Below are 24,838 nucleotides of genomic sequence, written 5' to 3' on the forward strand. Positions count from 1 at the left end.
CCTTCTGCGTCTAATGGACGGAAGGGGGGAGGGGCAGCTTATAGGCCAGCAGCATGTCCTTGTCCTCCCGGGGCACCCGGTAAGATTCCCGTATTTTCTGGATGCTTTTGTTCTGGGTGAAGGGGGGCAGGGTGCGGCGGGCCAAAAGGGGCAGGGTTTCGGCGGGGAACTTTACATAACACACCGACACTGCCCAGGCCACTGCCATGCGGACGTAATACTGGGGCTGGCCCATGCCCTCCAGCAGGGACAGGCCCTCCGCGATTTTGTCCTCTGCGGCAAAGTGGGAGAGGAACATCACCACAGCAAAGCGGGCGGAAAACTCCTCCTCCGACTGGAACAGGGGCAGCAGGAACTGCCACATGGCCTCCCGTTCCTCCGGCTTTTTCAGCTTAAAAGAGCTGCAGAAGCAGTCGCACACAGCCCAGTTGTCAATGAAGGGCAGGAAACCTTCCACCAGGGGCAGGCGCCCCTCCATGGGCAGCTTCATGCCCGCGATAACCATCCCCCGCACCATGCACTCTTCATAAGAGGCCGGAAGGCTTGCCGCTAAAAAGCCCAGGGGGTCGCCTTTGGTGATTTTTTTGGCAATGGCCCGCATGACGGGCACCCGCACCCCGTAAGTCATCTGTCTGCCAGGGATAAGGCCCTCGTGAAACGCTTTATACTGGGGGTCTGCCTGGGCGGCAAGCTCCTGCAGCACTTTCTGGTAGTCCTCCTGGGTGAAAGCCATAGCCTGTCCTCCTCACTGGCCTGTTTCCTGCCCTGCCAGGCGCTCTATCAGGGCCAGGAGGTTTGGGATGGACTGGGACTTGTCAAACTCCCGGCAGTTTTCCCGCATGGCGGAAAGCCGCTGCTTTTCCTGGAGCAGGGCGGAGATTTCCCCGGCAAAGTCCCCGTCCTTCTGCACCCGCACGCACATGTCGTGGGTGAGGAGGAAGTTGGCGTTGTCCTCCTCCTGGCCGGGGATGGCGTCGAACACAGCCATGGGCAGGTTGCAGGCTAAAGCCTCGGAGACAGTGAGGCCCCCGGGCTTTGTCACCAACAGGTCGGCGGCGTGCATGTATTTCTCCACTTCGTCTGTAAAATACAGCAGGCGGGTGGGCACCTGGCTTTCCTGGGCAACCTCTTTTTCAAAGGCCTCGTAAAGCTTCTTGTTGCGCCCGGTGATAACGATAATCTGCATGGGCACGCTGGTGGCAGCCAGCTCCCGGTACAGCCGGATGATGTTGTTCACCCCGAAGCTGCCTGCCATAAACAGCAGGGTGGGTGTTTCCGGGCTGAGGTTTAGCTGGCGCAGCAGCATGGCCTGGTCGCTTTTGTCAAAGAACACCCCGTGTACCGGGATGCCAAAGGGATATACTTTTTCTTCCGGCACGCCGAAAGCGGCAAGCTCCGGCAGCATGTGGCTGCCTGCCACCACATAGGCGTCCACCTCTTTGGCGATATAGGCCCGGTGTGCGCCGTAATCGGTGATGATGCAGATGAGGGGGGCCTTCACAAGGCCGTCTGCCTTCAGGGCTGCCGCCATTTCTGTGGCAAAGGGGTGGGTGGTGATGATGGCGTCTGGCCCATAGGCCTCAATGGCGGGGTAGAGCAGGCGGCTGAACAGGCCGCTGAGCTTGGGCACCAGGTCGGAAAAACGGCTGTTCTTGTTGGTACGCTTGTAAAGGTGGCCGAAAAGGGCCGGGGCCTTTTTGGCCATAAACAGGTAGCTGTCGCACACCGTCTTGTCCAGCAGGCGGCCTACGGCCTTTAAGGTGTCCACGATGGTAACATCATAAGGGGTGTTGTCCCGGATGTACTGTTCTATGGCGTTTGCCGTGCGGATGTGGCCCCCGCCGGTAGCAGCCGTTAAGAGCATGATTTTCATAGTTTTATATCCCTCGCAAAAGTTAAGGCTTCCTTTTGAAAAAGCGCGGGCGCCATCTTCTGGCCCCTTGGGCGCCTGGGGTTCAGCCGCCTTGCCCTGCGCGAAATCCGTCACTTCCTCTGTTTTCAAAACAAGCCCTGAAAATTTATTACAAACATTGTAACATACACCCCGAAAAAATTCCAGTTTTTTAATCAAATTGAAACCATTTCCCCGTTTACTTTTCCCCGGGCAGACGGTATAATAAGAATGGCGCTTGCGCTGCCCGGCTTTTTTGTTTCCTGAAACTGCGGCAGGCTGCGCGGCGCAAATGCGAAAAGCGGGAAAGCCGCTCTCACGCAGCAAAAGCCCTCTGCGGGCATGGGAATGGAAGGGTTTTCTTTGGAAGCCTTGTTTGGAAGCGTGGGAAGCTAACGCAGGGGAGCGGCAGGACGATAAAACGGTAAAAAGCACGGCGCAGGCCGGCAGAGAGGATGGTAAAAGCATGAAGCATTTTTGGAAATACGCGGTGGTGGCCGGGGCGGCCTCCCTGCTTTTGATTACAGGGCTGGGGGCCTGCTCCAAGCCGGAGGAGGATACTTCTTCCCTGCTTTCCTCAGCGGCGGAGGACGCCTCCTTGTTCCCAGCGGGCACCACCATGGGCGGGCGGAATATTGGCGGGAAAACCCTGGACGAGGCCCTGGATATCTCGAAGAAAGCCCTGGAGGAGGCGGTGAACAGCCTGGAAATCAGCGTGAAGTTCAAGGATGACACCATCCTGCTGCAAAAGGGGGATTTCGTTATCCAGGACGTGCTGGAAAAAGAGCTGCCAAAGCTTTTGGAAAACCGCAGCCCCCAGGAATATGCCCTGCCCTATGTGGCGGATTTGTCCCCCAGCGGCAGGCAGAAGCTGGAGGACGCGGCAAAAACCTGCTATGTAGAGGCCAAGGACGCCACAGTGGAAAGCTATAACGGGGAAAAGTTCTCCTTCACCCAGGAGCAGGCCGGCGTCAGGGTGGACATGGCCGCTACCCTGAAAAGCGTGCGGCAGCTTCTCTCCCAGAAGCATGACGGGGATATCCAGGCGGCGTTCCTGGAGACAAAGCCCAAGCTGACCCAAAGCTATTTAAACGAAAACTTTAAGCTCCTTTCCACCTATTCCACCACCTCCACCAACACGGAAAACGGCAACAGCAACATGCGCCTGGCCCTTTCCCATGTAAACGGCACGGTTTTGGAGCCGGAGCAGGAATTTTCCTACAACACAGCCCTGGGCGACAGCACAGACCCATCCCGGGGGTGGCTGCCTGCCGGAGGCATTAACGGCGGGGTGCTGGTGCAGATGTATGGCGGCGGCATCTGCCAGGGTTCCACCACCCTGTATAATGCCGCGCTGCTGGCGGGCATGGAAATTACGGCCCGGGAATGCCACAGCATGCCCTCTTCCTACTGTCCCATTGGCCTGGACGCTACGGTGGACTATGGGAACATTGACTTTAAATTTAAAAACCCCCTGGACGCCCCGGTGTATATTGCCGCCTGGATGGACAATGTGGATCTCCACGTAAGCTTCTTCGGGGTGTTCCCCAAGGAGTGGGATAAAATCAGCGTTTCCTCTGAGCAGACCGGCTCTTCCGGCCCTCTTTCCGAGGTAAGCTTTGTGGTGGACGCGGGCCTTGCCAAGGGGGCCTATAAGCGCAAGACCTCCGGGAACAACGGCTATTCCGCCAAGGCATACCGCACGTTCCTGAAGGGCGACGCCACTGTGCGCACAGAAGAACTGCCCTCTTCCTACTATCCGCCTACAGGCAAGGTGTTCATCATTGGGGAGGGCACAGACACTAGCAAGATAGACACCGGCAAGGAGGAGGGCAATACCCTGCCCTCGCCCTCGCCCTCTCCCAAGCCCTCTGTTTCTCCCAGCCCCACGCCCACCATTAAGCCCAGCGAGCCTACGCCTCCTCCGGTTACCCCGCCTCCTGTCACGCCTCCACCGGTAACCCCGCCCCCGGTTACGCCGGATCCTGTGCCCAGCTTTAACCCGGAGCCGCCTGTGTCCCAGCCCCCTGAAGGCGGGTCAGGAGAGGGCAGCGGCGTGCCCCAGGGATTCTTGGATTAGCGCGTATTGCAAAAGCCCGGGGCTTTCCGTACAAGAACGGCAGAAGAAGGAAGGTATCCCCTCGCCCGGTCGGCGGGGGGATACCCCTGTGAATATAGGAAGAAAGGAGCGGTACAGGACAGAAAAGGCTGCTTTGCAGGCGCCTGTACCCAGTGGCAATGAAGATGAAAGACGGATTTTTCCGGGTGGCGGCCGCCACCCCGGCTGTGCAGGTTGCAGACGTGGACTTTAACAGGCAGGGCATTTTGGAGCTGATTGGAAAAGCGGCGGGGGAGGGCTGCGGGGCTGTGTGCTTCCCGGAGCTTTCCCTCACAGGATATACCTGCGGCGATCTTTTTCGGGAGCGCACCCTTCTGGCAGCGGCAGAGCGTGGCCTTGCCCGCCTGCTGGAGGACACAAGGGAGTTGGACATCCTCTGCGCCGTGGGGGTGCCTGTGGCCTTGGAGGGTGCTTTGTATAACTGCGGGGCTGTGTTCCACCGGGGCAGGCTTTTGGGGCTTATTGCCAAGGAGAGCATTCCCAATTACAGCGAGTTTTACGAAATGCGGTATTTCACTCCTGCCTGCCCGCCCAGGGAGGTTTTCTTTGCCGGACAGCAGACTGTGCTGGGCAAGGGGCTTTTGTTCCCCTGCGAGAATGTGGAGGGGCTGTGCGTGGCCGGGGAAATCTGCGAGGACTTGTGGGGCGTTGTGCCGCCAAGCGCCAAGCTGGCCCAAAACGGCGCCACCCTGCTTTTCAACCTCTCCTGCAGCGACGAAACCATTGGCAAGGCGGAATACCGCCGGGATTTAGTGAAAATGTGGTCGGGCCATCTGCTGGGGGCCTATGTATACGCGGACGCGGGGCCGGGGGAATCCACCACGGACATGGTGTTCGCAGGGCATGACATCCTTGCGGAAAACGGCACTGTGCTACAGGAAAGCAGCCTGTTTTCCAGAGGGCTGGTTATAGGGGAAATTGACCTGGAACGCCTTTTGCAGGAGCGGCTGCGGATGAATACCTGGCAGCCCCGGCAGGACAGGGACGTGGTGCGCATTCCCTTTGCCTATAAGGCGGAAACCCTGGAAAGCTTTGTGCCCCGGCGGGATTTCTCCCGGTTCCCTTTTGTGCCTGAGGACAAGGCATGGCTTTCCGACCGCTGCCGGCTGATTCTCACTATGCAGAGCCAGGGCCTTGCCACCCGGCTTTCCCACATCCATGGCAGCAAGGTGGTAGTGGGCCTTTCCGGGGGGCTGGATTCCACCCTGGCCCTGCTGGTGTGCGTCCGGGCCTTTGACAGCCTGGGCCTTGACCGCAAGGGGATTCTGGCGGTGTCCATGCCCTGCTTTGGCACCACAGGCCGCACCAAAAGCAATGCCCAGCGCATTGCCGAGGAGCTGGAGGTGGAGTTCCGGGAAATCAGCATTGAGAAGGCGGTTTCCCAGCACTTTGCGGACATTGGGCAGAACCCGGAAACCCTGGACGTTACCTTTGAAAATGCCCAGGCCCGGGAGCGCACCCAGGTGCTGATGGATTTAGCCAACCAGCGGGGGGCGCTGGTGATTGGCACAGGGGATTTGTCCGAGCTTGCCCTGGGCTGGGCCACCTACAATGGCGACCACATGTCCATGTACGGCGTGAATGGTTCCATTCCCAAAACCCTGGTGCGCCATCTGGTGCGCCACGAGGCGGAGCACTGCCCGGAGACGGAAAGCGGGAAGCGCCTGCAAAAGGCCCTGCTGGACGTGCTGGACACCCCGGTAAGCCCAGAGCTGCTGCCTCCCAAGGACGGGGAAATCGCCCAGAAAACGGAAGAGCTGGTAGGGCCTTATGAGCTGCACGACTTTTTCCTTTTCTACATCCTGCGCTATGGCTTTTGCCCCGGGAAAATTTATAGGATGGCCTGCCGGGCTTTCCAGGGGGAATACAGCCCCGCTGTTGTCAAAAAGTGGCTTGTCTCCTTCTACCGCCGGTTTTTCTCCCAGCAGTTTAAGCGATCCTGCCTGCCGGACGGGCCAAAGGTGGGTTCTGTCACCCTGTCCCCCCGGGGAGACTTCCGGATGCCCAGCGACGCCTGCGCCGCCCTCTGGCTGGAAGAAGCAGAGAGGCTGTAAAGATTCCAGGAAATCGGGCAGCGGTTATTCCCTGGTGGATAAAAGAGAATTGCAGACTCCCCTGGAAAATTGTACCGCCCCAGGTTGTGCAGACAGCACAAACAGGCCCCTGGGTAGGAAGTATGAAGATTTAAGCGGAGAGGCGTCGCGCAAGCGGTGCTTCTCCAGTTTTTAACTGGATGCGCTCGTGATTGTAGAAATAAATGAAATCGCCAATTAATTCTCTGGCCAACTGAAAAGTCTTGGTTTTCTGCCGATAGATGCATTCAGTTTTCAGAATGGAGAAAAAATTCTCAGCCATTGCATTATCGTAGCAGTTTCCACGTCTTGACATAGAGGGCGTAATGCCGTATTCTTTGGTTAGGTTGAAGTATGCTTGCGAGGTGTACTGGATCAGTCGATCATTTTTTGCGGACAGTTCAATACATACCATCCTTTTCTGTTCCCTGTTCCTGCGTTTGCTCTCGTTTGACTTCTCCCTCTGTATCCTCTTGGCACAAGCAGGACAATACTTCGATATTCCAGAGCCAGGGACATATTCAACGCCGCACACCGTACAGTGTTTGGCGGGCAACGCTGTCCACCGTTTCGTGGGTGTGATATGTAATTCACCGACAAAGACGATGAATTTATAATAAAGATTTTGCAATTTCCAGCTCTAACCTTATGTAACTCGGCAAATGGTGGCAAAGCCTTGATTTTCAGGCGTTTCCGCCATTTGCCGTTTGGGAGAGTTATTCGCATATCTCGGCGTATCCCGGCGTGACTTTGCGCTGAAACGTAGTACGGAAGTAGTAAAAGCGGCCTGCCGCTTTCTTTTTACTTCTTTACTACTCACTACGCGGCCAGCCGCTCCATCTCCGCCTTTACGGAACAGGCGTCAACATGGGTGTAATAGTCCGGCGTCATGGTGATGTTGGCGTGGCCCATGATGTACTGCAACGCCTTGGGGTTCATACCGGCGTTTGCCATGTGGGTACAGAACGTGTGCCCTTACGGTATAATAAGGACAAATCGAAAAACCCAGTGATATCAAGGGTTTTCAGGTTTGTCCTTATTCTTTTTCCAGTAAAAAAGGGGCAGAAAATGGCTCTTAAAAGAGGGGTGGAAAACAGCGGCGTTATATGAACGACAAACTTTCAACAGTCAAAAAGAGGGATAAAAATATGTGCAAAACAACAAAAATTATTGCCGTCTGCAACCAAAAGGGCGGCGTGGGCAAAACCGTCACCACAGTAAACCTGGGCATCGGCTTAGCCCGCCAAGGCAAACGCGTCCTGCTGGTGGACGTTGACCCACAAGGGTGAGCGAGCGCCGGTGGCGCTCTGGTGCGAACTGACCGAGCCGGCAGGCGAGACCGCTTACCGCAAGCCTTGGCTTCCACCAGCCAGACCGGATCGAGAAAACGGTTTCTACTGTGCTGGGTGAGATCGTCCAGCAAAAGCCTTTTAACCCTGCGGACTACATACTGCACCAGGACGAAGGGGTTGACCTGCTGCCCGCCAACATCGACCTTGCCATGGTGGAAATGAACCTGGTGGGCGTCATGGGCCGGGAAACGGTTCTGCGGGAGCTTCTGGAAGCTGTGCGCGGCCAGTACGATTACATCCTGTTGGACTGCTGCCCGTCCTTGGGCACCCTCACCGCCAACGCCTTAACAGCGGCGGACGAAGTGATTATCCCCATGCTGGCCCACTATCTGTCCATTAAGGGCCTGGAGCAGCTTCTAGCCACCATCGGGCTGGTGCGGCGCAAATTCAATCCCAGCCTGCAAATCTCCGGCATCCTTATCACTATGGCAAATATGCGCACCGCTTATTCCCGGGACATTGTAGCCCTGCTGCGGGAGAGTTATGGGGACAAGCTGCGTATCTTTGACACCATCATCCCCGAATCCATCCGGGCCGCGGAAACCAGCGCGGAGGGCAAGAGTATATATTTACACGACCCTATAGGCAAGGTTTCCGCCGCCTATCCACAGCCATTTCCTATGTGCTGATTCCGCTGTCACTCGTCCTTGCAGGCGGCCTATCAGAAATATGGCCTGCGTTTGTTCTGCCGCTGGCCAGCGGCGGGATGCTCATGATAGCTCTTGTGGTTCTGTGGGCTGTAGAGCGGTGGAATGGGAATAATCAGAAAAAACATGTTCGGATTTCAAATCAAGAGACGCCTCATTGAAAATCGTGTCAAAATTACATTTCTTTGTTAAGCAGCGCAGATTTTGAGGTGGGACGCAAAATGCGGCCCACCTCGCCATGCTGCCCTTGTCAAATTGATATTCCCCCCACTACCCGCTGAGCAGCCTGCACCTTTGTTATGCGTTGTTCCATCGCCATACGTTCTAAGGCCCGGTGGGCTTCCGGCTCTGTAAAGCCCTTCTTATCTATCAGCACCCACTTAGCCCGGTCAATCATCTGCAACTCCCGGATCTTCTCTTCTACCGCAACCTGCCTGCGGCCCCGTGCCCGCAGCCGTTCCCGCATAGCGCAGAGGGCTTGCAGGCTGTGTGAAGCCAGAAGCCGGCTGCTGGGTTTATGCAGTGTGATTACCCCGCTCTGCTGGGCCTGGGCAGCGGTTTCCTCGTAGACCCCCGCCGGAACCAACAGCAGGACCCCGGCTTCTGTTTCGGCGCACAGATCCTCCGCTAAAGGCAGGCCTGGGCCATCGGGCAGGGGGGAATTGATGAGAACCAGATCAAACCCCCGCTCCAGCAGCTTCCGCCTTGCTTCAGCACAGCTGCGGGCAACGCAAACCGGGTTAAAGGAACCTGGAGGCAGAAGAGGGGACAGGCTTTCCCGGAAGCGGTCGCCTGGGGAGACAATAAGTACACTATAAGGCTCCGGTTCGAATACCATATGCTTACACCTGCCCTCGTACCAGAGCTGCCATGAGCCGGTACGGGTTCTGCCAGCCCTTTTGGGGCACGGCTTCCCGCACGTTAGCCCCCTGGGTTATGAAGAGCCGGGGAGGATGGGGGAATTCTGCAAAAAGCCCGTTTTGGTCTGCCATTGTGCGTACCACTGCCTGAAAAGTTACCATGTTGTCCGCAGCCTTTAGAGGGCCTGCGCCCTGGTAGCGGATCAGGTTCCTTCCTGGCCCCGCCCCGTGGTGGGAGCTTTCCGGCTGGATGCCCATCTGCTCCAGGGTTAGGCAGATGGCCCGGCGCACATTCTCCCCGCGGTCTGTGGGGGCTATGTCCAGATACCCGGCTTCGTCCTGGGGTTCAGTTGTGGGGCGGCCCTGCTCGTCCAGTTTGTACAGGGCAAAAAGCATCTCTGCCGCTACAGTACACTCCATCTGCTGTGCAAGCTCTTTCAGCTGCCACCGGATATCCTGGGGGTGGGGCGTACCGTCCAGGGCCACCAGATCGCAGAACATATGCACCACCCGCCCGTGCTGGGGCCGCCAGGGCATTTGCAGCAAAGTTGTGGGGTCTGGGCGCAAAAGCACAGGCCCTGCTCCAAAACCCGGCAACTCGCGGCCATCTACCGGAATGCCTTGGGAGAACGCCCGGGGAAGCGTCTCCGGCATAACGGCCAGATTCTTCTGGCGCCCTTCGGTATCACAGAACGCCAAACGGATAAATTTCACATCTTCGCTTTTCACATAACACAATACATCGTCTTGGGTAAATTCCATAGGCATCCTCCTGTCAATTGGCTACATACATCTGCCGGTACGGATTCCGGCTGTCCGGGACCGCCAGGGTAAAGGGGGCGTTTAGAATAAACGCCAGGTCTTTGCCGAAGCGGCGGCAGAATTCTTCTAAATATGGCCGCACGGCATCCAGGTCTTGGGGAGATGCCGGAAGGGCCGTCACCTGGCCGGGGAAAAGGAGTTCTTCCGGTCGGCACCGCAGCAGCACCTTGCCGCCATGCATGCCCGTACAAGGGAAGTTCCCGGCAATGGGGCCTGAACCCGTCAGCCCCAGCACCAAGATCACCCCGCCAGCCTGGTACTCCCCCAGGAAGCTGCCGGCCCGGCCGCCGATGACCATTACCGGCACCTTGTCCTGGTACTCCTTCATATGCACCCCAGCCCGGTAGCCCGCCGAGCCTTCCACATAGATTTCCCCGCCCCGCATGGCGTATCCTACCGTATCGCCCACATCCCCGTGGATCACAATGGTGCCGGCATTCATGGTGTCGCCTACAGCGTCTTGGGCGTTTGCGCACACTTCTATCTCACCGCCGTTGAGGTAGGCCCCCAGGGCGTTTCCCGGTATGCCTGTAACACGAATTTTCTTTCCGTGCATCCCCGCCCCGATAAACCGCTGCCCCAGGCATCCCACAACCTCTACCGGGCCGGGGTGCGCTTGGATCTGCCTGCCCAGCCCGGCCGCGTCTAAGCCTTGGGCCATTATTTTATAGGCCATTATACCGCGCCTCCTTTACTTTGCGCAGGGATCATTCCCCCGCGTGGGCTACGCCCAAAATCTCCAGTTCCTTTGCCGTTAGCCCAATGCCCCGCAGCATCAAACGGTTGCCCCGCAGGGCCTCTATAGAATTGATGCCCATGCCGCCCAGCATTTCCATAATCTCGTGGTTCCAGGCGGTCATTAGGTTTACCAGGCGTTTCGCCCCCTCTTTGGGGTCTAAACGGGCCACCAGTTCCGGCCTTTGGGTGGCAATGCCCCAGTTGCACATACCCGTCTGGCAGGTACGGCACAGATGGCAGCCCAGCGCCAGCAGCGCCGCCGTTGCAATATAAACCGCATCTGCGCCCAGGGCGATAGCTTTAGCCACATCTGCCGAGGAGCGTATGCTCCCTCCGGCGATGATGCCTACCTGGTTCCGTATCCCCTCATCCCGCAGGCGTTGGTCTACCGCCGCCAGGGCCAGCTCAATGGGGATGCCCACATTGTCCCGTATTCGGGTGGGGGCGGCGCCTGTACCGCCCCGGAAGCCGTCTATGGCGATAATGTCTGCGCCGCTGCGGGCAATGCCGCTGGCAATAGCCGCGATGTTGTGCACAGCCGCCACCTTCACAATGACGGGCTTTTTGTGATGGGTGGACTGCTTTAAGGAATACACCAGCTGGCGCAGATCCTCAATGGAATAAATATCGTGATGGGGGGCCGGGGAGATAGCATCGCTGCCCTCGGGTATCATGCGGGTGCGGGAAATATCGGCCCCCACCTTTGTCCCGGGCAGATGCCCTCCAATGCCTGGTTTGGCCCCCTGCCCCATCTTGATTTCAATGGCCGCCCCGGCGTTTAAGTACCCTTCGTGCACCCCAAACCGCCCTGACGCCACCTGCACAATGGTATTAGGGCTGTAAGCGTAAAAATCTTCATGCAGGCCGCCTTCGCCGGTATTATAGTAGACGCCCAGTTCCTCTGCCGCCCGGGCCAGGGCCTCGTGGGCGTTATAGCTGACAGAGCCGTAACTCATAGCTGAAAACAGCATGGGCATAGCAAGCTTCAGCTGGGGCGGCAGCTCACAGGTAAAGCGGCCGTCCGGCCCGCGCTGGGGCTTGTCCGGCTTCTTGCCCAGACAGACGCGGGTCTCCATAGGCTCCCGCAAGGGGTCAATGGAGGGGTTGGTCACCTGGCTGGCATTGAGCAGCAGCTTGTCCCAATAGACGGGATAGGGCTTTGGCGTGCCCATGCTGCTCAGGAGGACGCCGCCGCTCTGGGCCTGCTTAAAGATCTCTTTGATAGTCTGGCTGTCCCAGTTGCTGTTTTCCCGCAGGGCACAGTCCGCCTTTACGATTTTCAGCGCCCGGGTGGGGCACATGGCTACACAGCGGTGGCAGTCCACACACTTGGCGCTGTCGCAGGTCAGTTGTACCCCGTCGTATTGATGCACCCCGTTAGCGCACTGGGCCACACAGCCCAAACATTTTGTACAGCGGGCGCTGCTGCGCACCACTTCAAATTCCGGATAAACTTCCCATTGCCCCATTTTTAATATGCCCCCTCCCGCACCCGCACTACCACGGGCTGGCCCCCCGCCGGGGCCCAGATGTTTTCCGCGCCTGGCTCCACTGCGCGGATAGCCGCTTCTTCACTGGCTATGTAGACCTTGTCATCTTTTTCGCCCACCACCATGCTGCGTAATTTCAGGCGGTCGTTCAGGGCCATCAGCCCGCCGCGAAAGCCCAAAATAATGGAGAACGGCCCGGTAATCAGCAAACTGGAGTAGACTGTGCGCAGATACGCCAACTCCCGGCTCTTGCCTTTTGGCTGCCGTTCTATAGTAGACCAGAAGGGCGCGGCGATTACCGAGGCCATTTCTTCTAGTGTGAGGCCCTGCTTGCGCTGTAAAAAATCGGCAATGTAGGTGATGACCTCTGTATCCGTTTGCAGGGTGCATTTGTAGCCATACATCTCGATGGTGCGGCGGTTGCAGTCGTAAGAAGAAATCTCGCCATTATGGACAATGGTTCTGTCCAGCAGCGCAAAGGGATGCGCCCCGCCCCACCAGCCGGGGGTGTTCGTGGGATAGCGGCCGTGGGCAGTCCAGCAGTAGCCGCTGTATTCTTCCAGGCGGTAAAATTCGCCTACGTCTTCGGGGTAGCCCACGGCCTTGAACACGCCCATATTTTTCCCGCTGGAGAACACGTATGCCCCTGGATAGCCTGTATTGACGCGCATGGCCAGGCGGGCAATGAATTCCTCCTCATCCTGCTGGCAGCTATGCAGCACTGACCGCAGGGGGGCCACGAAATAGCGCCAGATAAAAGGCTCGGCCGTGATGGCTGGGTGCTTGCGGGTGGGGATGTTCTCTGCCCGGACAATCTCCAGCACAGCGCGCAGATGGGCTTCAACGGCGGCACGGGCCTCATCCGTATCATAGAAGATGTGCAGGGCAAAGAAATCTTTATATTCGGGATAAATGCCGTACCCCGCAAATCCGCCCCCCAACCCGTTTGACCGCTCATGCATGGGGCGCATACTGTCCACAATGGTCTGGCCGCTGATAAGCCGCCCCTCCCGCGAGATCACCGCTGAAATAGCGCAGCCGGAAGGGATGCGGACTTGCCCTTCAAAAAGCTCCGGTCGTATCATAGGTAAGTCCCTCCCAAAATAAAAAAGGACATAAAGACGCAATTCCACGAACGCCTTTGTCCTTGCCTCTTATTATACGATATGCAACTTGAGTTTGTCAACCTTGCATATAGCAGTAAGGTTTTTCGGAGTTCCGCCTTAAAAATTGTTTATATAAACAAAAATGCATAAAACGGCTTGACAACTTGCAAAAATGAGTGTATGCTAGTCGGCGTTGAGAGACAACGGCGTCTACGGGAAAGCCCCCCGCAGACGCCGTTGCCTCTCTTCGTTTTTAGAAAACCTATTCCCTAAAAGGAGAGATGAGCTATGCAGACCCCACATCATGTGCCGGATTTTTTCGCCAGTAAAGTTTTCGATGAACAGGCCATGCGCGCCCGCCTGACCCCAGAAGTATACCGTTCTTTAAAGCAGACTATCCGGCGGGGCGTCCGGCTGGATTTATCCTTGGCAAATGCCGTGGCCACCGCTATGTGTACTTGGGCTGTAGAGAACGGGGCAACCCACTTTACCCACTGGTTCCAGCCGTTGACAGGCATCACCGCGGAGAAGCATGACTCTTTCATCACCCCTGCTCCTGGCGGCCGGGTTATTATGGAATTTTCCGGGAAAGAACTCATCCGCGGCGAACCGGATGCCTCCTCCTTCCCTTCCGGCGGCCTGCGGGCGACCTTTGAGGCCCGGGGCTACACCGCATGGGATCCCACCAGCTTTGCTTTTATTAAAGATAAGACGTTGTGCATCCCCACCGCGTTCTGTTCCTACAGCGGGGAAGCCTTAGATAAAAAAACGCCTCTCCTGCGCAGCATGGAAGCCTTAAATAAACAGGCTCTGCGTATCCTGCGGCTGTTCGGCAACACAGCGGCCAGCCGCGTCATCACCCATGTGGGTCCGGAGCAGGAATACTTTCTGGTGGACCGGGACATGTACCTTAAGCGCAAGGATTTGATTTATACAGGCCGCACGCTGTTTGGGGCGAACCCGCCCAAAGGCCAAGAGCTGGAGGACCACTATTTTGGCTCCATCAAGCCCCGGGTGCAGGCGTATATGGATGACCTCAATGAAGAGCTGTGGAAGCTGGGCATCCTGGCGAAAACCGAGCATAACGAGGTTGCCCCTGCCCAGCACGAGCTGGCGCCCATTTACGCCAGTACCAACGTGGCTACCGACCACAACCAGCTGACTATGGAGATTATGAAGAAGGTGGCCCGCAGGCATGGCCTGGTGTGCCTGCTGCACGAAAAGCCCTTTGCCGGGGTAAACGGCAGCGGCAAACACAACAACTGGTCTATGGCAACAGACACCGGGGTAAACCTTCTCTCTCCCGGCGAGACCCCTTATGAGAACGCCCAGTTCCTGCTGTTCCTGGTGGCGGTCATCAAGGCGGTAGACGAATATCAGAGCCTGCTGCGTTTAAGCGTGGCCACCGCAGGCAACGACCATCGCCTGGGGGCAAACGAAGCGCCCCCCGCCGTGGTTTCCATCTTCCTGGGTGACGAGCTTTCGGCCATCCTGGAAGCTATCGAGATGGACAGCCCCTATGAGGGGACAGCCCAGAAAAAGATGAAGCTGGGTGTGGACGCCTTGCCCCGCATCACCCAGGACACTACCGACCGCAACCGTACCAGCCCCTTTGCTTTTACAGGCAATAAGTTCGAGTTCCGCATGGTAGGGTCAGGGGATTCTATCGCCTGTGCCAACATCATGCTCAACGCGGCAGTGGCTGAAGCCCTCCGGCAGTTCGCCGACATCCTGGAAGGGGCCGGCGATTTTGACGCCATCCTGCATGGATTGATAAAAGAAACCATCATTTCCCACAAGCGCATCCTCTTTAATGGGAACGGCTACGATGGCCAATGGATAGAAGAAGCTGTGGAAAAGCGCGGCCTTTTAAACCTGCCTACAACGCCCGACGCCATGGCGCACCTGCTGGACAAGGGGAATATGGAAATGCTGCTGAAGAACGGGGTCTTTACAGAGGGGGAATTGCGTTCCCGCTATGAGATCCAACTGGAAAACTACACCCGCACAGTCAAGATAGAGGCCCTGACCATGGAGGACATGGCCAGGCGGGAGATTTTGCCCGCTGTGCAGCGGTACGCCGGAAGCTTGGCAGCGGCTATGGCCGACAAGGCAAAAGTTGACCCAGCCCTTGTGAGCGGATATGAGAAGAAAGCCAGCGCCGCGATCTCCGGGCTTCTGGACGAGATTGACCAGGCAGCGGATGCCCTTGCGGAAAAGCTTACCGCACTGGATAGGGCTGTGGATGTGACCGCCCAGGCGCTCCTGGTAAAGGGGGAGATCATCCCGGCCATGGAGGCCCTGCGGAAGCCCTGCGACAAAGCCGAGTCTATGGTTGGCCAAAAAGACTGGCCGTTCCCGACATATGGGGATTTATTGTTCGGGGTGTGAAAAACGCTTGAGAGGTGAAAGAAAATGACAATAGAATTTTGGTTTTTGATCGGTGCGGCCCTTGTGTTCTGGATGCAGGCGGGGTTTGCTATGGTAGAGACAGGATTTACCCGTGCGAAGAACGCCGGGAATATCATCATGAAGAACCTGATGGATTTTTGTATCGGCACCGTTGTGTTTTCATTGCTGGGGTACACATTGATGATGGGGGAAGACGCTCTGTTTGGCCTTATCGGCCTGCCTAATTTGGATTTATTCATCCACTTTAGCGATTTTATCGCCGCGCCCCAAGAAGGATTTACAGACGCCTCCTATTTCGTATTCAATCTAGTATTCTGCGCTACCACCGCTACCATTGTTTCCGGCGCCATGGCCGAGCGCACAAAGTTTTCTTCCTATTGCGTTTATTCCGGCATCATCTCCCTGCTGGTATACCCCATTGAGGCCCACTGGATTTGGGGCGGCGGCTGGCTTTCCCAAATGGGCTTCCATGATTACGCCGGCTCCTGCGCCATCCATATGGTGGGCGGCATCGCAGCTTTAGTAGGCGCTGTGATTTTAGGGCCGCGTACCGGCAAATATGTTAAAGACGCAAGCGGGAAAGTGGTGAAGGTCAACGCTATCCCTGGGCATTCGATCCCCTTAGGGGCTTTGGGGGTGTTTATCCTGTGGCTGGGCTGGTACGGCTTTAACGGCGCGGCGGCCACCACAGCCACAGAACTGTCCGCTATTTTCCTCACCACCACCATTGCCCCTTCTGTGGCAACCTGTACCACGATGGTTTATACATGGGTTAAAAACGGCAAGCCGGACGTGTCCATGTGCTTAAATGCATCCCTGGCAGGCCTGGTGGGCATCACAGCCGGATGCGACGCCCTGGACGCGGTTGGCGCAGCAATTGTAGGCATTGTTTCGGGCATCCTGGTGGTAGTGGTCGTTGAGGCGCTTGACTTGAAGCTGCATATTGACGACCCGGTAGGCGCGGTAGGGGTGCACATGGCAAACGGTATCTGGGGTACCCTGGCGGTGGGGCTGTTGGCCGCGCCGTCAGCCCCGGCAGGGCTTTCCGGGCTGCTATACACTGGCAGCGCTTCCCTATTGGGCATACAGCTTTTGGGTGTTGCCAGCGTGTCGGCTTATGCGGCAGCCGCTATGGTGCTCACTTTCCAAATCATGAAAAAGACGGTAGGCCTGCGGGCCAGCATGGAAGAGGAGCTCCGCGGTTTGGACGCAAGCGAGCACGGCCTGCCCAGCGCCTATGCGGATTTCGCCCCGGCAGTGGACAGCTATAGCGGTTTTGCCTTGGAAGGCGGCCTGATACCGGCGGCCGGCGCCACATCTCCCGCAGAGATCCTGCCCGCAGATTGGGCGCCCGCTTCGGAAAGCCCCGCAGAGGGGAAATTCACCAAAATCGACATTGTTTGTAAAGAGGAACGCCTTTATGCCCTCAAGGAAGCTATGTCCAAGCTGGGCATTACCGGTATGACAGTTTCCCATGTCATGGGATGCGGCGTTCAGAAGGGCAAGCCTGAATATTACCGCGGCGTGGCGGTGGAAACAAGCCTTTTGCCTAAGGTGCAGGTGAGTATCGTGGTCAGCGCTGTCCCTGTCCAGGACGTGATTGCGACAGCAAAAAAAGTCCTGTATACCGGCCACATCGGCGATGGGAAAATTTTTATCTATAATGTGGAGAATGTCGTCAAAGTCCGAACCGGAGAGGAAGGCTTTGCAGCCTTGCAGGATAAGGGATAAAAGCATATCGGCCACAAGCCTGTGGGGCGGTTTTACGGCTGCCCCCGCTTTGGCTTTTTGTCGGGAGGGGATCAAGATGGAATCAAAGCAGGATGCCCTGCATGAAGAATGCGGCGTGTTCGGGGCCTACGCCCCGGTTAAAACAGACTTGGCCGCGCTTTGTTACTACGGGCTGTTTGCCCTGCAGCACCGGGGACAGGAAAGCGCGGGCATTGTCCTCAATGACCAAGGCTGCTTTACCGCCTGCCGGGAAACGGGGTTAGTCAGCGAGATTTTCACGCCGGCACGGTTGGCGGGATTGGGGCAGGGCAACATGGCGGTGGGCCATGTGCGGTACGCCACCACCGGGGCCGACAGCAGGCGCAACGCGCAGCCCCTGCTCGTTAACCACCATAAGGGGCGTATGGCCCTGTGCCATAACGGCAACTTGGTCAACGCCTATGAATTACGCACGTTTTTAGAAGAACAGGGTTCCATTTTCCATACAACTACGGATTCAGAGGTGATCGCCCATCTTATTGTGCGGGAGCGCCTTCGCTGTGGCAGCATCGAAGAGGCCGTGTGCCGGGCTATGGAGCATCTGGTGGGGGCCTACTCGCTGGTAATCTGTTCGTCCCGCAAGCTTATGGCAGCCCGTGACCCCAACGGCTTCAGGCCTTTGTGCATGGGAAAGCGCCCCGACGGCGCCCTGTTGTTCGCATCGGAGACCTGCGCCCTGGACGCTGCCGGGGCGGTTTATGTCCGGGATCTTTTGCCGGGCGAAGTGGTGACGGTAAGCAAGGAAGGCATCTGCAGCGATAAGCGGCACTGCAACAAATCCCCCAAGACCTTATGCGCCTTTGAATATATTTATTTTTCCCGCCCCGATTCCGTACTGGACGGTGTAAGCGTCAGCCTGGCCCGCCAAAAAGCCGGGGCCCGGCTGGCTCAGGAACATCCCGTGGATGCGGATGTGGTTATTGGCGTACCGGATTCCGGGCTGGACGCTGCCATTGGTTATGCGCGGGAAAGCGGTATCCCCTATGCTATGGGGTTCACCAAAAACAAATACATCGCCCGGACTTTCATTGCGCCGAACCAAGCCCTGCGGGAAGCCGCGGTCAACTTAAAGCTCAACCCCATACGTTCGGCTGTAGCGGGAAAAAGGGTAGTGCTCATTGACGACAGCATCGTGCGGGGCACCACCTGCCGGCGCATTATCGCCCTGCTGCGCCAGGCCGGGGCCAAAGAAATCCATATGCGGGTGAGCGCCCCGCCTTTTGTGTCGCCCTGTTGGTACGGCACAAACATCGACAGCCCGGGCGCGCTTATTGCCAGCCAGTTCAGCGTCAGGGAAATTGGGGAGCAGATAGGCGCGGACAGCTTAGGCTATTTAAGCTTAGAGCACGCTAAAGCTTATGCCGCAGACGGCAAGGTGTGTTTGGCGTGTTTTGGCGGCGGCTACCCGACGGCGATCCCGGCCCACGGAGAAAAGGCGCGGTTTGAGGGAAAAATCAAAGGATAAGGAGGAAAGGATATGTGCGCAATCATAGGGGTTACCCGCCGGGGGATAAGCAAAGAAACTATACAGGAATGCTTTTCCCGCACCCGCTCCAGGGGGCCGGACAGGGAACGGGTGCGGGAGGTGGGGCCAGGCTACCTGGGGTTCCAGCGCCTGGCTGTTATGGGGCTGGAGGAAAGCGGCATGCAGCCCTTTTACCTGGGCGAAACGGCCTGCGTATGCAACGGGGAGCTGTACGGGTTCCGGGAGGCCAAGGCCATGCTGGAGGGAAAAGGCTACCGCTTTCAAAGCGGTTCAGATTGCGAGCTGCTGCTGCCCCTTTACCGAGAGTATGGATTAGACATGTTCGCCAGGCTGGACGCGGAGTTCGCTATGATCTTATACGATGGCGAAAAGGGCGATTTCATCTGCGCCAGGGATCCCATTGGCATCCGGCCCTTATTTTACGGGGCTTTACCAGACGGTTCTATGGCTTTTGCCAGCGAGGCAAAGGACTTGCTGGGCCTGTGCGGGAAGATCAAGCCTTTCCCGCCGGGGCATTACTACGCCCAGGGCGAGTTTGTGCGGTACGCCGATCCGGCTTCCGCCCCTGTCCTCCATACAGGGCCTGTGGAAGAAATCTGCCAGGGTATACACGACCGCCTGATAAAGGCTGTAGAAAAGCGGCTGGACGCGGACACGCCAGTAGGCTTCCTTCTCTCCGGCGGGCTGGACAGCAGTCTGGTGTGCGCCATAGCGGCAAGGCTTATGAAGAAGCCCATCCAAACCTTTGCTATTGGGATGGATTCCGATGCCATCGATCTGCAATACGCCCGGCAGGCGGCTGATTTCATCGGCGCGGACCATACCGAGGTTATCATGACAAGGGAACAGGTGTTAGGCTCCCTTGGGGAGGTCGTTGCGTTGCTGGGCACTTGGGATATTACTACCATCCGGGCCAGCATAGGGATGTATTTATGCTGCAAGGCCATCCACGAGACAACAGACCTGCGGGTGCTGCTGACCGGGGAGATCAGTGATGAACTTTTTGGCTACAAATATACAGACTATGCCCCCAGCGCGGAAGCCTTCCAGAAAGAAGCGGAAAAACGCGTGCGGGAGCTGTATATGTACGATGTTTTGCGGGCTGACCGCTGTATCTCCGTCAACTCCCTGGAAGCGCGGGTGCCCTTTGGGGACCTGGCCTTTGTACGGTATGTGATGGGAATCGACCCTAATCTGAAAATAAACACCTACGGCATAGGGAAGTATCTGCTGCGCAAAGCCTTTGAAGGGGAGGGGTTATTGCCGGAAAACATCCTTTGGCGGCAGAAAGCCGCGTTTTCCGACGCGGTGGGGCATAGCATGGTAGAAGACTTAAAGGAATACGCTGAAGGGCGCTATACGGACAGGGAATGGGAAGAAAGGCGGCGGGCATACCGGCATGGCACGCCCTTTACAAAAGAGAGCCTGTTGTACCGGGAGCTTTTTGAAAAATATTATCCTGGACAGGGTGAAATGATACAGGACTTTTGGATGCCAAACCGGGATTGGGAAGGCTGCGGCGTAAACGACCCTTCGGCCCGGGTGCTGGGGAACTATGGAGAAAGCGGGCATTAGAGGCGCTGCGGCGCTGCGGAAAGGCAGGATGATACGGATGGATAAAAAATACATCTTCGTCACGGGGGGCGTGGTTTCCGGGCTGGGCAAGGGAATCACAGCGGCCTCTTTGGGGCAGCTCTTGAAGGCCAGGGGCCTCAAGGTGGCGGCCCAAAAACTGGATCCTTACATCAACGTGGACCCTGGGACCATGAGCCCCTATCAACACGGCGAGGTGTACGTCACAGAGGACAGCGCAGAAGCCGATTTAGACTTGGGGCATTATGAGCGTTTCATTGATGAGGACCTGAACAAATTTTCAAACCTCACCACTGGAAAAGTCTACTGGAACGTGCTTAATAAGGAACGCCGGGGGGAATACTTAGGGTCAACCGTACAAGTGATCCCCCATATCACCAATGAGATCAAAAGCTTCGTCTACAGCGTAGGGCAAAAGGCCCGGGCCGATGTGATCATCACGGAGATTGGCGGCACCATCGGCGACATAGAAAGCCAGCCTTTTTTAGAGGCCGCGCGCCAGGTTTCCTTGGAGGCCGGCCGGGAAAACAGCCTCTTTATCCATGTGACCTTGGTGCCTTTCCTGCGGGGGTCAAATGAGCACAAATCAAAACCGACCCAGCATTCCGTGAAGGAATTGCAGGGCATGGGCATCAACCCCGACCTGATCGTTCTGCGCTGCGATGAGCCGCTGGAACCTTCTATCTTCCAGAAAATCTCCCTGTTCTGCAATGTACAGCCCGACTGCGTCATTGAAAACCGCACCATCCCCAACCTCTACGCAGTCCCCTTGATGCTGGAGCGTTCCGGGTTTTCCGGGGTGGTCTGCCGGCGGCTGGCCCTGCATACCCCGGCCCCTGAACTCTCGGAGTGGGAAACAATGGTACAGCGTATGGAATCGGCCGATAAAACAGTACGGATCGGCATAGTGGGCAAATATGTGCAGATGCACGACGCTTACCTTTCTGTAGCCGAAGCCCTGCGCCACAGCGGGTTTATCCTGGGCGCCCGTGTAGAGATAGAATGGATCGATTCCGAGGGGATCGCCCCGGAAGCCATCGGAGAAATTTTAGGCGGCATAGACGGCATCCTGGTACCGGGCGGGTTTGGCAGACGGGGCATAGAGGGCATGATAGAGGCCGCGCGGTTTGCCCGGGCGAACCATGTGCCCTATTTCGGCATATGCTTAGGGATGCAGATCGCCGTCATAGAATTCGCCCGGCATGCCGGGGGCTTTCCCGGCGCTAATTCAGGGGAATTTGACAGCGGCTGCCCTTATAAAGTCATCAGTTTCATGCCTGGCCAGAGCCAGGAAACCGATAAAGGCGGTACCCTGCGCCTGGGGGCCTATCCCTGTGAGATTCGCCCCCATACCACACTGGCCCGCTGCTATGGCAAGCCCACTATCTCTGAGCGCCACCGGCACCGGTATGAATTCAACAACGAATACCGGGCCGCCTTGGAAGAAGCCGGTATGGTCTTCAGCGGCCTTTCCCCAGACGGCGCCCTGGTAGAAGCTGTCGAACTGCCTGGCCAGGATTTCTTTGTGGGCGTGCAGTACCACCCAGAATTTAAGAGCCGCCCCAACAGGCCCCACCCGCTTTTTACCGGGTTTGTACGGGCCGCGTTGGAGAAACAGAAAAGGAAGGGATGAACATGCTCCATTTTACAAAAATGCACGGTTTAGGCAATGACTACCTTTATGTCTACGGCGAACCGCAAGACCCGCAGGCCCTCTCCCAGAAGCTTTCCGACCGCCACTTCGGCGCCGGGGCCGATGGGATGATCTGGATCAGCCCCTCCAAGGCGGCTGATTTCAAAATGCGCATCTTCAACGCGGATGGCAGCGAGGCCAATATGTGCGGCAACGGGATCCGCTGTGTGGGCAAATATGTATACGACAAGGGCCTCACCTCCAAGACCCGCTTGACCATCGAGACGCTGGCAGGCCCGCGCACCCTGGCCCTGCAAATCGAAAACGGGAAGGCTGTCGGCGCGGCGGTGGATATGGGTACGGCCCAGGTGGGGGATACCCTATCCCTTTCCCTGGATGGCGCGCTTATTGCCTGTACGCCTGTGGATATGGGAAACCCCCATGCGGTGCTCTTTGTAGAGGACATGGCCGCTGCCCCCCTGTCCACCCTTGGCCCCCAGATCGAACGCCATCCCGCTTTCCCCGGCGGGGTCAATGTAGAATTCGTCCAGGTGTTGGGGCCTGGACGGTTGCGCATGCGCGTCTGGGAACGGGGCAGCGGGATTACTCTGGCCTGCGGCACTGGGGCTTGCGCCTGTGTGGCAGCAGCCGCCGCTATGGGCCATTGCCCTAAAGGCAGGCCAGTCCTTGTGGAACTGGATGGGGGTACGCTGCAAATTGAGATAGACGAAAAGGGCGCTGTGGTCATGACCGGCCCGGCGGTGACGGTATATGAGGGGGAAGTGGAACTATGCTGAAGCCAAACAAATGTTATGGGGATTTACAAGACTCTTACCTGTTTTATAATATTGCCCAGAAAATCCAAGCCTATTTGGAAGCCCACCCAGACGCAAAGCTGTACCGGATGGGCATCGGGGACGTTTCCCTGCCCCTGTGCGACGCCGTGATCGAAGCCTTGCATCAGGGAGTGGAGGATCAAGGGGTAAAAGAACGCTTCCACGGTTACATGCCAGAGTGCGGCGCCCCCTTTCTGCGGGAGGCTATTGCGGCCCATTATCAAAAACGCGGCGTTTCGTTGGACGCAGACGAGGTTTTTATCAGCAGCGGGGCCAGCGATGAATTAGGCGACATCCTTGATCTGTTTGACCGCAGCAGCACGGCTTTGGTTATGGAACCGGCTTACCCCGCTTATGTGGATGCCAATCTTATGGCTGGACGTAAAATTGTGCGTCTGGCGGCGGGGGAGGAAAACGGCTTTTTACCGCAGCCAGACGACCGCCTGGAAGGGGACATCCTCTACATCTGTTCGCCAAACAATCCCACTGGCGCGGTTTTTTCTAAAGAACAGTTGCAAGCCTGGGTGGATTATGCCAATGAAAAAGAGGCCCTCATTCTTTTTGACGCAGCCTATGAAGCCTTCATTGAGAACCCCGACCTGCCCCACAGCATTTTTGAGCTGGAAGGCGCCCGCACCTGTGCCATTGAGATATGTTCCTTAAGCAAGACGGCAGGCTTTACAGGCACAAGATTAGGCTATACCATTTTGCCGAAAGGCCTTCAGCGCGGCGGTATGGATTTGCACGCCATGTGGGTACGCAACCGCACCACTAAGACCAATGGCGTATCTTACATCCTGCAAAAAGGCGGCGCGGCGGTCTTTACAGAGGAAGGCCAACGGCAGATCCGGCAAAACCTGCAGATATATAAAAACAATGCCAAGGTTTTTATGCGTGCGGCTAATGAACTGGGCCTATGGTACTGCGGCGGGAAAAATGCCCCTTATATTTGGTTAAAATGCCTTGGCGGCATGACGGGTTGGCAGCTTTTTGATTACCTGTTAGAAGAGGTCCAGGTGATTGGCACCCCCGGCGAGGGCTTCGGGGCCTGTGGAAAAGGGTTTTTCCGCTTCTCTACCTTTGGCAATCCCCAGGACACAGAAGAAGCGGCCCGGAGGCTTGTATGGCTGTTCAAAGGCAAAGGGTATTAAGGGCTGGCCCGTCACGGAGCGTCAGATCTCAAAATTTTCCTGGATATGCGCCTCGTTGCTGGAACCGGGGATGGCAATGTTCCCGGCCTGCAAGTGCCAGCGCAGAATCACCTGGGCAGAGGTTTTGCCGTGAGCTGCCGCGATAGCTGAGATAGCTTCATCATTGAACAACGTTTGAGTATTTCCCCGCCCTCCCAATGGGAACCAGCTTTCCATCACCGTGCCGTATTGGGCGATGTGCTCTTTCATGACGGTGCTCTGGTGATAGGGATGGGTTTCGTTCTGAATCAGGGCAGGCTTCATTGTCGTGGCGCTTATCAGCCGGTCAAAATCTTCCGGCTCGTAGTAGTTTGACAAGCCAATGGAACGCAGCTTGCCATCGGTCACAGCCTGCTCCATGGCTTGGTATGCGGCAACATCGTTTTCCGGCTGGGAGTGATGGAGAATCATCAGGTCGATATAATCCAGGCCCAGGCGCTGTAAAGAAGCATCGATAGCTGCCGGGCCGTCATCATAATCCGACGTCCACATTTTTGTGGTGACGAAAATTTCTTCCCGGGTGACAAAGCCCTCATCGATGGCTCTTTGGATACCCCGGCCCACACCATCTTCGTTGCCGTAAATGCGGGCGGTGTCGATGAGCCGGTAGCCGTCCTTTAATGCCCAATAGACAGAGTTCTCCGCTTCCTCTGAGGACAGCCGGAAACAGCCGATGCCCAAAATGGGCATTTCAATGCCGTTGTTGAGCAGGACCGTGCCGCTCTCCAGGTCAAATTCACCCACAGCTTTTTCTGCCGGTGCTTCGCTCTCCGCTTGGCTGGATTCGGGTTCCACAGACGCTTCTTCCGCCAGTGAGCTGG

The 24,838-nt window shown here is 57.1% G+C and carries 20 protein-coding genes and 2 pseudogenes; 11 read left to right on the forward strand and 11 right to left on the reverse strand.

Going from position 1 to position 24,838, the window contains the following annotated elements; genetic code table 11:
* Positions 1-10: 10 nt before the first annotated feature.
* Entirely contained in the window at positions 11-733 is a 723-nt protein-coding gene (locus tag D1841_RS04865) for a DNA alkylation repair protein (RefSeq protein ID WP_160641539.1), read from the reverse strand.
* A 12-nt stretch (positions 734-745) separates the two neighbouring features.
* Positions 746-1,873: a glycosyltransferase gene (locus D1841_RS04870; protein WP_160641540.1), complete on the reverse strand. Its 1,128-nt coding sequence runs from the start codon at positions 1,871-1,873 to the stop codon at positions 746-748.
* A 394-nt stretch (positions 1,874-2,267) separates the two neighbouring features.
* Here D1841_RS04870 and D1841_RS04875 point away from each other — a divergent pair, with 394 nt between their 5' ends.
* Both D1841_RS04875 and D1841_RS04880 read left to right on the forward strand, forming a co-directional pair.
* Positions 2,268-3,971, forward strand: a complete 1,704-nt coding sequence (locus D1841_RS04875) for a VanW family protein (protein WP_161879889.1) — start codon at positions 2,268-2,270, stop codon at positions 3,969-3,971.
* 158 nt (positions 3,972-4,129) lie between these two features.
* Positions 4,130-6,064: an NAD(+) synthase gene (locus D1841_RS04880; RefSeq protein ID WP_347563940.1), complete on the forward strand. Its 1,935-nt coding sequence runs from the start codon at positions 4,130-4,132 to the stop codon at positions 6,062-6,064.
* A 130-nt stretch (positions 6,065-6,194) separates the two neighbouring features.
* On the opposite strand, the gene D1841_RS19475 is transcribed toward D1841_RS04880, so the two are convergent.
* The 3 genes and pseudogenes from D1841_RS19475 to D1841_RS04890 all read right to left on the reverse strand — a co-directional run.
* A complete protein-coding gene (locus D1841_RS19475) occupies positions 6,195-6,482 on the reverse strand; it encodes an IS3 family transposase (protein WP_256376632.1) in 288 nt (95 codons plus the stop codon).
* Positions 6,458-6,704: pseudogene (locus D1841_RS18975) on the reverse strand (recombinase); the annotation flags it as partial. The pseudogene D1841_RS18975 and the gene D1841_RS19475, both read right to left, overlap by 25 nt.
* 197 nt (positions 6,705-6,901) lie before the next feature.
* Positions 6,902-7,054: pseudogene (locus D1841_RS04890) on the reverse strand (tyrosine-type recombinase/integrase); the annotation flags it as partial.
* 176 nt (positions 7,055-7,230) lie between these two features.
* Between D1841_RS04890 and D1841_RS19740 the strand changes: the two are divergent.
* Positions 7,231-7,371 (forward strand): ParA family protein, encoded by a 141-nt coding sequence (locus tag D1841_RS19740; protein WP_201751176.1) that lies wholly within the window; start codon positions 7,231-7,233, stop codon positions 7,369-7,371.
* A 110-nt stretch (positions 7,372-7,481) separates the two neighbouring features.
* The gene (locus D1841_RS04895) at positions 7,482-8,063 is read left to right on the forward strand and encodes an AAA family ATPase (protein WP_347563937.1); all 582 of its coding nucleotides are present in this window, start codon (positions 7,482-7,484) and stop codon (positions 8,061-8,063) included.
* A gap of 268 nt (positions 8,064-8,331) precedes the next feature.
* Here the strand turns inward: D1841_RS04895 and D1841_RS04900 are convergent, their stop codons facing one another.
* The 5 genes from D1841_RS04900 to D1841_RS04920 are packed head-to-tail and all read right to left on the reverse strand — an operon-like array spanning position 8,332 to position 13,076.
* The gene (locus D1841_RS04900; protein ID WP_160641543.1) at positions 8,332-8,919 is read right to left on the reverse strand and encodes an ANTAR domain-containing response regulator; all 588 of its coding nucleotides are present in this window, start codon (positions 8,917-8,919) and stop codon (positions 8,332-8,334) included.
* Positions 8,920-8,923: 4 nt separating this feature from the next.
* The gene (locus D1841_RS04905) at positions 8,924-9,703 is read right to left on the reverse strand and encodes a glutamine synthetase beta-grasp domain-containing protein (RefSeq protein WP_160641544.1); all 780 of its coding nucleotides are present in this window, start codon (positions 9,701-9,703) and stop codon (positions 8,924-8,926) included.
* A 13-nt stretch (positions 9,704-9,716) separates the two neighbouring features.
* Positions 9,717-10,439, reverse strand: coding sequence for a glutamate synthase (locus D1841_RS04910; RefSeq protein WP_237076142.1), 723 nt, complete (start codon positions 10,437-10,439; stop codon positions 9,717-9,719).
* Positions 10,440-10,470: 31 nt separating this feature from the next.
* Entirely contained in the window at positions 10,471-11,970 is a 1,500-nt protein-coding gene (locus D1841_RS04915; RefSeq protein WP_160641545.1) for a glutamate synthase-related protein, read from the reverse strand.
* Between the two features lie 2 nt (positions 11,971-11,972).
* Positions 11,973-13,076 carry a hypothetical protein gene (locus tag D1841_RS04920; RefSeq protein WP_160641546.1) on the reverse strand — a complete coding sequence of 368 codons (1,104 nt, stop codon included), beginning with the start codon at positions 13,074-13,076 and terminating at the stop codon, positions 11,973-11,975.
* Positions 13,077-13,385: 309 nt separating this feature from the next.
* On the opposite strand from D1841_RS04920, the gene D1841_RS04925 reads away from it, so the two are divergent.
* From D1841_RS04925 to D1841_RS04955, 7 genes are all read left to right on the forward strand, one after another.
* A complete protein-coding gene (locus tag D1841_RS04925; protein ID WP_160641547.1) occupies positions 13,386-15,488 on the forward strand; it encodes a glutamine synthetase III in 2,103 nt (700 codons plus the stop codon).
* A 24-nt stretch (positions 15,489-15,512) separates the two neighbouring features.
* On the forward strand, positions 15,513-17,240 hold the full coding sequence (locus D1841_RS04930; protein ID WP_160641548.1) for an ammonium transporter: 1,728 nt from the start codon (positions 15,513-15,515) through the stop codon (positions 17,238-17,240).
* 76 nt (positions 17,241-17,316) lie between these two features.
* Positions 17,317-18,744, forward strand: a complete 1,428-nt coding sequence (gene purF, locus D1841_RS04935; RefSeq protein WP_160641549.1) for an amidophosphoribosyltransferase — start codon at positions 17,317-17,319, stop codon at positions 18,742-18,744.
* Positions 18,745-18,756: 12 nt separating this feature from the next.
* The gene (asnB, locus tag D1841_RS04940; RefSeq protein WP_160641550.1) at positions 18,757-20,340 is read left to right on the forward strand and encodes an asparagine synthase B; all 1,584 of its coding nucleotides are present in this window, start codon (positions 18,757-18,759) and stop codon (positions 20,338-20,340) included.
* A gap of 37 nt (positions 20,341-20,377) precedes the next feature.
* Positions 20,378-21,991: a CTP synthase gene (locus tag D1841_RS04945; protein WP_160641551.1), complete on the forward strand. Its 1,614-nt coding sequence runs from the start codon at positions 20,378-20,380 to the stop codon at positions 21,989-21,991.
* Between the two features lie 2 nt (positions 21,992-21,993).
* Positions 21,994-22,788, forward strand: coding sequence for a diaminopimelate epimerase (gene dapF, locus D1841_RS04950; RefSeq protein WP_279268321.1), 795 nt, complete (start codon positions 21,994-21,996; stop codon positions 22,786-22,788).
* The gene (locus D1841_RS04955; RefSeq protein WP_160641553.1) at positions 22,782-23,978 is read left to right on the forward strand and encodes an LL-diaminopimelate aminotransferase; all 1,197 of its coding nucleotides are present in this window, start codon (positions 22,782-22,784) and stop codon (positions 23,976-23,978) included. The genes dapF and D1841_RS04955 overlap by 7 nt, the downstream gene beginning before the upstream one ends.
* A 21-nt stretch (positions 23,979-23,999) precedes the next feature.
* On the opposite strand, the gene D1841_RS04960 is transcribed toward D1841_RS04955, so the two are convergent.
* Complete coding sequence (locus D1841_RS04960; protein WP_347563936.1) at positions 24,000-24,812, reverse strand: aldo/keto reductase; 813 nt, start codon at positions 24,810-24,812, stop codon at positions 24,000-24,002.
* Positions 24,813-24,838 lie beyond the last annotated feature (26 nt).

It is taken from the genome of Neglectibacter sp. X4 (genome assembly GCF_009917365.1).
Lineage (GTDB): Bacteria > Bacillota > Clostridia > Oscillospirales > Acutalibacteraceae > Acutalibacter.